The sequence below is a fragment of the Deltaproteobacteria bacterium genome (genome assembly GCA_011773515.1).
Taxonomy (GTDB): Bacteria; Desulfobacterota; Deferrimicrobia; order J040; family J040; genus WVXK01.
In genome coordinates this window covers 223,157-229,635 of record WVXK01000062.1, presented here as the reverse complement: position 1 = coordinate 229,635, position 6,479 = coordinate 223,157, and the positions used below count along the sequence as shown (strand labels likewise).

Genomic DNA, 6,479 nt, shown 5'->3' with positions numbered 1-6,479 from the left:
GGTTTTACCCATGTGAGGAAAAGCTTGGCGGCGTTGAAGGTTAATTCATCTTCAACGAACTTTCCATCGAAAGAGGCGGCTGCGTGGGTCAGTTCGACGCCCCAGGCGAAGGTCTTCGACGTGTGCTCCCCGAAAGCCACCGTGCCGGCAAAGTCCTCGTCGAGACCGTCCAGAGCGCTGTCCCGGGGTGAGTAGAGCCCGGGTTTCAGGGCGAGAAAGTTATCGAAAAACCCCCGTCTTGCTGCGGCTTCATTGTGCAAGATACAGGAAAATATGAACACGAAAGACAGAAGAATCGGGATCCTTTTCTTCATGTGTCCCCTGTGGCACTTCCGTCAACGGTGAATAGTAAAGGCCTTGTTCTCCTTAAAAGCAGTTTCTCAGCAAAGGCGATTCTGCTATTGGACAGGTAAATACCGTTTCGTTCTGCAGATAAAAACAGGCCGGTTTTACGTGCGCCTGCTCAAGTTTCCCGGCTCATTATCTCTGCTTGGAGTTGGAAGGTACTCATTATACTTCCTACCAGTATATTGGTGTTTTGTCAACAATCCTGCCGAACAGGACAGGCGATACCGCTGTTGTGAGTGCCATTTGTTCCCTTCTCATGCAGCAAAAAGACCGCAGGGCAAGCATGTGATGCCTTGCTCACCTGCTGCACCCTGCGGTTATGTTTTCGGGGTGTATCTTCCCTTATGAGGCAACAAAAAAGCCGGCGACAGCCGGCTTGAATTGTTTTTCTGGTGCCGAAGGCGGGATTCGAACCCGCACGGGTTTTAGCCCACCACCCCCTCAAGATGGCGTGTCTACCAAATTCCACCACTTCGGCGTTATGTGTAAAAGATCGTGAGGATTTCATCGTAATATTTTTCGTGTACATTTTCAAGTTGTATAATCCTTATGAATGGAGAAGACGCCGGGGAAAAAAGTTGCATACCTGGGGATCGACCAGGGCAGCACGGCCACGAAGGCTCTCCTGGTTTCCGCAAAAGGAGAGCTGCTTTTTTCCTCGCGAAAGATGGTAAAGACGAAGGTTTCGGGAAGCGCGGTCCACCAGGACCCGAAGGCGCTCCTTCGGTCCGTCAGGTCTGCCATATCCGAGGCGGTTTCCTTTGCACGCAAGGGTGATATAACCGTCCGCGGCGCGGGCATCGCCACGCAGCGCAGCTCCTTTCTCTTTTTCGACGAGAGCGCGCAACCCCTTACCCCCATAATATCCTGGAGAGATACCTCGGGTGCAGAGAGAATCCCTGCGTTGCTCTCTCGGGAGGAAAAAATAAGGCAGATATCGGGCCTGCCCCTCACGCCCTATTACAGTGCCCTGAAACTTGAACAGCATGCCCCGCCTGGTCGCGGAACCGTGCGCTTCGGGACGGTGAACACCTTCCTGATATTTGCCCTGACGGGAGGGAAGGTTTTCGCGACGGACCCGGCAAATGCCCAGCGGACACTTCTTTTCGATATACACGGCCTGGACTATTCTGAGGAGCTTCTGCGCTGCTTTTCCGTTCCCGGCAATGTCAGGCTCCCCGAGATCAAAGATACGGTGAGCGATTTCGGCCACATTTCGGTGAAAGGGTCGAGCATCCCCATCCTCTCCTCGACGGGGGACCAGCAGGCGGCCTTATGCGGTTCGACGGGTTGGAGAACGGGGAGGGGGCTCATAAACCTCGGGACGGGGGGGTTTCTCCTCGTTCCAGTCGGGGAATTACCGAAAATGCCAGGCGGCCTGATCGTAACCCTGAGCCACAGCATCGGCGGGAAATCCTTTTATCTACTCGAGGGAACCGTCAACGCCGTTTCCGATACCCTCGGTTTCTTTGAAGAGCTGATGGGAACACGGTTCAGGGAAAAGGAGATCAAAAGGGGTGTTTACCCCGCCGTGGTGTTCGGGGGAAGGGGTACCGGCGCGCCACTCTGGGACCCGCCTTTCCATGCGGCGGTATCGGGGATAGGTAGCGGTGCCCACAGGAAGAAAATCCTCGCTTCCTCCCTTCTCGGCTCCCTCTGTTACTTTCGTTTGATAGACGAGGCGATGGCCCGTGGTGGATGGGATGCAGGGGAGTATGTGGTATCCGGGGGCATCACCTCGATAGACGGCGTGTCGAGTTTTCTCAAAGATCTGCTCGGGAAGCGCGTGTACCAGCCCAGGATACCGGAAATGACCGGGATCGGTGCCGCTCTTTCCGGGCGGTTCCTCGCCGCAGGTGAGATGGTCCCGGCCAGAAAGGGCAATTTCCATCCTGTGAAGGGAAAGGGCCCCGTCGATGCAGAAGCTTATTATGCTGAATGGTTGAGATTGTATCACTTTGCCAGGCAGAGGGTGATGAAGTAAGACGAAGAGAGTTCACCGTTTCCAGATCATGCTTTGAAACCCGAAAGTCGAAAGCTTCAGGGTTTCGTATCTGCTTCAATGCTCTCATTGAACTCTGAGTTTTCCGCGTTACGATGAAGGAAGTTAACAGTTTCAGGTCCACCGTTGAAGCTTCTGATGCTCGGTGTTTCCTCCTCGGGGATGTTTCGCCGCACGGACAGGGAGAACAAAAAATGGCAGAGATAACAAAAGTATGGTTATTTCACGAAGGTTACGTTCCTGTTGGTGAGTTCGAGAGATATGTCGCTGCCCGTTATCGTCACGGGGAGGTTCCAGATGATGAGTTTCCCCTTGTGGTGCATCCTGCAGAACACGAAGTGAGTCCCGTTTCGCAGCGTTATAGACCCGTGTCCCGCATCATCTGTATCCACCTTTGTGATTGATAATTCCTTCAGCTCGACAGATATGGTCGGTGACTCGCTGATCTCTTTTTCCTTTTCGAACACGAGCGTCGAAAGAAGGTCGTAGTAAAATTCCCCGTAGAGGCTTTCATACCGCGCGATGATACTGTCGAGGCCGAGGATAGAGTTCCTTTCCATCTGGGAGATTATTTCCAGTCCTTCATGGTGGTATCGCTCCGGGGGTGAGAGGTCCAGATATTTCAGGACCTTTTCATCTGCAATTTGAAGGCGGGAAATGGTGGACTGGTGCGCCCTCTGGTGAAGGCTGGCTCCGCTTTCAAACTCGAGACTGGCAGGGTTGATGTTGAGTATGTGCACCGGTGTGTTCTTCCCGGCGATGAACCCTTCTTCCTTTGAGTAAAATCCGATTCTTATGCGCATGGTTCCTTCCATCTTGGAAATGGCACTTTCCGGTTCGAAGGTATTGATCTCGAGTATGGAGTCTCCCGGTTTCCACATGATCCTCGTGTTACCGTAGTTTTCCAGGATCCATGCCGGCACGTAGGGCTCCCTGTTTACTTTGAGCCCCCTGGCATCAAGCGGCAGCCCGTCCACGAGGATGGATATCTCCTCCTGATCGGCAGCGAAGGGCTGCCTGGAAATGCCCAGGAAAAGCAAGGCCGCAAAAAGAATGAGTGTCGAAATCCTTTTCATCTCTGAACTGTGCGGGTTTGTTTACAAGATTTGTACCCCATTATTTTTCCGGTGTCAAAATAATAAAGCCGCAAGCGCAAAATATTCCTTCGCTCTATTATGATGTCAGGCCGCTCTAAAGGGAATAGGGGAAGAGGGTAAAATCGAAACTCAGATTGAGAGAAAGATCTTCGAGGGTAACGTTTTCCTTCTTCTTCTCTTTCTTGGGTTTCCTGTCCTCCGCGTTTTTGGTCTCCTTTTTTCCGGAAATGCGTATGTCTGCCTTCCCCGTGAGTGTTTTCAGGTTGAATGTCAGGTCTGCGGTGCCCGCAGCGGTTGGTATCTCGATGCCCCCGTAGTTGAGGGAAATTTCAGCGTCCATGTCTGTTGAGGAAAGCGTTCCGGTAAATTCCGGCTCCTTGGTGGTGCTATCATATTTTATCTTGAACTCGATACCGCGAAATAGCGCTCTCCGCGAGAAGATCTCGAGGGTGGGTTTGTCTTCGGGCCCGACGGATATGAATACCCCGTAACCTTCCACGACCTCCACGGGGATATCGCTTGTCGAATTCAGTATCATTTTGCCGGCTGCGAGAAGGGATGACAGCTGGGTTGAATTCAACTTGATTATTTCCGAGTTGATTCTGACTTTTTTATCGGGGGAGGTCAGCTTGACGTTGTGAAACTCAAAGGAGTCAGATATCCCGGGGATTCCGATTTTTTCAATGTAGACTGAGTAATCTGTTTTATGTTCGATATATTCCTTGAAAACCCTCGTTCTCTCGTCTTCATTGACGAGCACCTCGAGGAATTTCAGGAAGCTTGTCCTGCCGTTCATTTCTCCCCCCCCCCGGTGATGATTCCACAGAATGTGTGGAAAATTCTGTGAATAAAGCTGTGCATTCCCGCTCAAAAATAGCACTGAGGGGATACTTTATTCAATATGCACAAAATTTGGGCATATTACAAGTTGAGTGAAAACCTTTTTCTCGTTTTCATTTTTGTGGCGTAGTAGAGAAACTTGTCCATCTTCAGGCTGTCAAGGGAAACCTCGAAGCCATGTTTGCTGAAACAGGGCGCGAGTTTGTCGAAATGCTCCAGGAAAAATACCGATGCGGAGTTGTACCCGTAGTTGAGAATCTGTATCCTCTCGGAATAGTTCATGCTTCCGTAGAGGAAGAGGGCAGATTCAAGCTGTCCCGGCTCTATGAGGATGATGTCCACGTCGGGGTGTGCCCTGGCAAGGAGGGAGAGTCCCAGGTCGAGCTTGACCCTGCTGTTGATTCTAAATGACTGTTCCGTAACATTTGAAATCCCCGATTCCGCTATTGATCTGCAGCAACCGGTGAAGGTGGGAATCGAGACGACTGTCTTGTCATTGTAAACGGGGACCACGGGGTTGATGATAACGATGAGGTCAGCACCGCGGTTGATCGCGATGTCGATATGGCCCGATCTTTCCGCAGCGCCGTCGATGAAGAAGTGGCCGTTGATCTCAACGGGTGAGAAGTACCCCGGAATGGCCGTGGAGGCGCGGATCGCAGCCGGAATGGGGATTTTCTTCTTTCCTTCCTCGCCGAAGACCCAGCGCTCCCCCCTGTCGAGCTCGACAGCCACTATGTAGAGCTCCTTTTCCAGATTGCTGAAATCGCTGGTATTTCCGGGGAGGGTCAGGATCCTCTCCATATACGATTCCAGGTTTTTGTTCGAGAAGACCCCCGGGGGCAAGCACGATTCGAGTGCCGACAGAAAACTCACGGCGTTTACCTTTCTCTGGTCACGCTTCATGGAACGAAATATCTGGGGGAATGAGAAAAGAAACTTGCCGAAACCACTGAGATATTCACGGAGGGGGAATGAATAGATATCCTCCTGTTTCATGAAAAAAGGGCTCGTCTTCGGGCCCAGGATGGAACGGTACATGAGTTTTGGCGTTATGCCGTTTGCGAGCATCGCGGCAAGGATTGAGCCGGCCGATATGCCGATGAAGATGTCAAAATCCGTGGGTCTCTTTCCGCCCGTGATGATATCGTTGAATGCCGACATGGCCCCGAGCTCGTAGATGCCCCCGGTTATCCCCCCGCCGCTGAGTATTAAGGCTGTTTTTTTCATGACCCTTTTTGCCCGATCCGTCATCTAACCAGTATAGGAGTTATCGGATGCAGGTACATCTATATTTATCTTCATGCCTTCTCTGATTGCGAATATAATACGAAGAGGTAAACAAAATGAACTATTTTAGAAATTCCGGCATTAATTCGGCGGGGAGGATAAAAACCCCCGGGGGGAGAGTTCTGTGTATGCTCGCACACCCTGACGATGAGACATTCGGGCCGGGAGGGACCATCGCAAAGTACGCTGATCTCGGGTATGAGATGTTTCTCGCCACGGCTACAAAGGGGGAAGCGGGAATGCTCGGTGACCCTCCCGTTGCCACCCGGGACAACGTGGGGGAGGTCAGGGCCCTGGAACTTGCGTGTGCTGCCAGGACACTGGGCATCAAGGAGATATTCTTTATGGGTTTCATAGATGGAAAGCTGGAGGAAACCCCCGTGGCATCGATCATCGAGAGGGCCGTATATGCAGTAAGGAAGTACAGGCCTCATGTTATCATAAGCTTCGGGCCCACCGGAGTTTCGGGCCACCCGGATCATATCATGATGTCGGAAGTATCGCGGCTTTGCTTCAGGAAATCGGCAGAGAGCGATTATTGCCCGGAACACCGCCAGAATGGGAACCTTCCTCCCTGGCAGGCGAGGAAGCTCTACCATTTCGAGATTCCGGAGAGATTTTTGAAGGAGCGCAACATCGACCTGAGCGGGGTCCCCATGGAGGATATCACCACGGTTATCGATACCTCGGATTACGTGGACAAAAAGATCAAGGCTTTTCACTGCCACAAGACCCAGATCAAGGATATCGAGAGGATCCTCTCGAGGCCCAATTACCGGGAGTTTACGAAGAGGGAGTATTACATCCTGGCTGACGTGGCGGGTGTTGAAACGCCATCGTTTCCCGAAAGCGACCTCTTCCAGGGCATAGATGTAAGCGAATAGATTTCCATGGCGAAACGT

The 6,479-nt window shown here is 52.0% G+C and carries 6 protein-coding genes and 1 tRNA gene; 2 read left to right on the top strand and 5 right to left on the bottom strand.

Going from position 1 to position 6,479, the window contains the following annotated elements:
* Both GTN70_07890 and GTN70_07885 read right to left on the bottom strand, forming a co-directional pair.
* Positions 1 to 314, bottom strand: a 314-nt coding sequence (locus tag GTN70_07890; GenBank protein ID NIO16905.1) for a hypothetical protein, incomplete at its 3' end; no start/stop codon positions are given.
* A gap of 424 nt (positions 315 to 738) precedes the next feature.
* Positions 739 to 826, bottom strand: a tRNA-Leu gene (locus GTN70_07885).
* 75 nt (positions 827 to 901) lie between these two features.
* On the opposite strand from GTN70_07885, the gene GTN70_07880 reads away from it, so the two are divergent.
* Positions 902 to 2,332: a hypothetical protein gene (locus GTN70_07880; GenBank protein NIO16904.1), complete on the top strand. Its 1,431-nt coding sequence runs from the start codon at positions 902 to 904 to the stop codon at positions 2,330 to 2,332.
* Between the two features lie 236 nt (positions 2,333 to 2,568).
* Here GTN70_07880 and GTN70_07875 read toward each other — a convergent pair whose 3' ends face one another.
* The 3 genes from GTN70_07875 to GTN70_07865 form a co-directional block, all read right to left on the bottom strand.
* Positions 2,569 to 3,426, bottom strand: coding sequence for a hypothetical protein (locus GTN70_07875; GenBank protein ID NIO16903.1), 858 nt, complete (start codon positions 3,424 to 3,426; stop codon positions 2,569 to 2,571).
* A gap of 115 nt (positions 3,427 to 3,541) precedes the next feature.
* A complete protein-coding gene (locus GTN70_07870) occupies positions 3,542 to 4,243 on the bottom strand; it encodes a hypothetical protein (GenBank protein NIO16902.1) in 702 nt (233 codons plus the stop codon).
* A 125-nt stretch (positions 4,244 to 4,368) separates the two neighbouring features.
* The gene (locus GTN70_07865) at positions 4,369 to 5,517 is read right to left on the bottom strand and encodes a hypothetical protein (protein NIO16901.1); all 1,149 of its coding nucleotides are present in this window, start codon (positions 5,515 to 5,517) and stop codon (positions 4,369 to 4,371) included.
* A gap of 116 nt (positions 5,518 to 5,633) precedes the next feature.
* On the opposite strand from GTN70_07865, the gene GTN70_07860 reads away from it, so the two are divergent.
* Positions 5,634 to 6,461 (top strand): hypothetical protein, encoded by an 828-nt coding sequence (locus GTN70_07860; GenBank protein NIO16900.1) that lies wholly within the window; start codon positions 5,634 to 5,636, stop codon positions 6,459 to 6,461.
* The last annotated feature ends 18 nt before the right edge of the window (positions 6,462 to 6,479 follow it).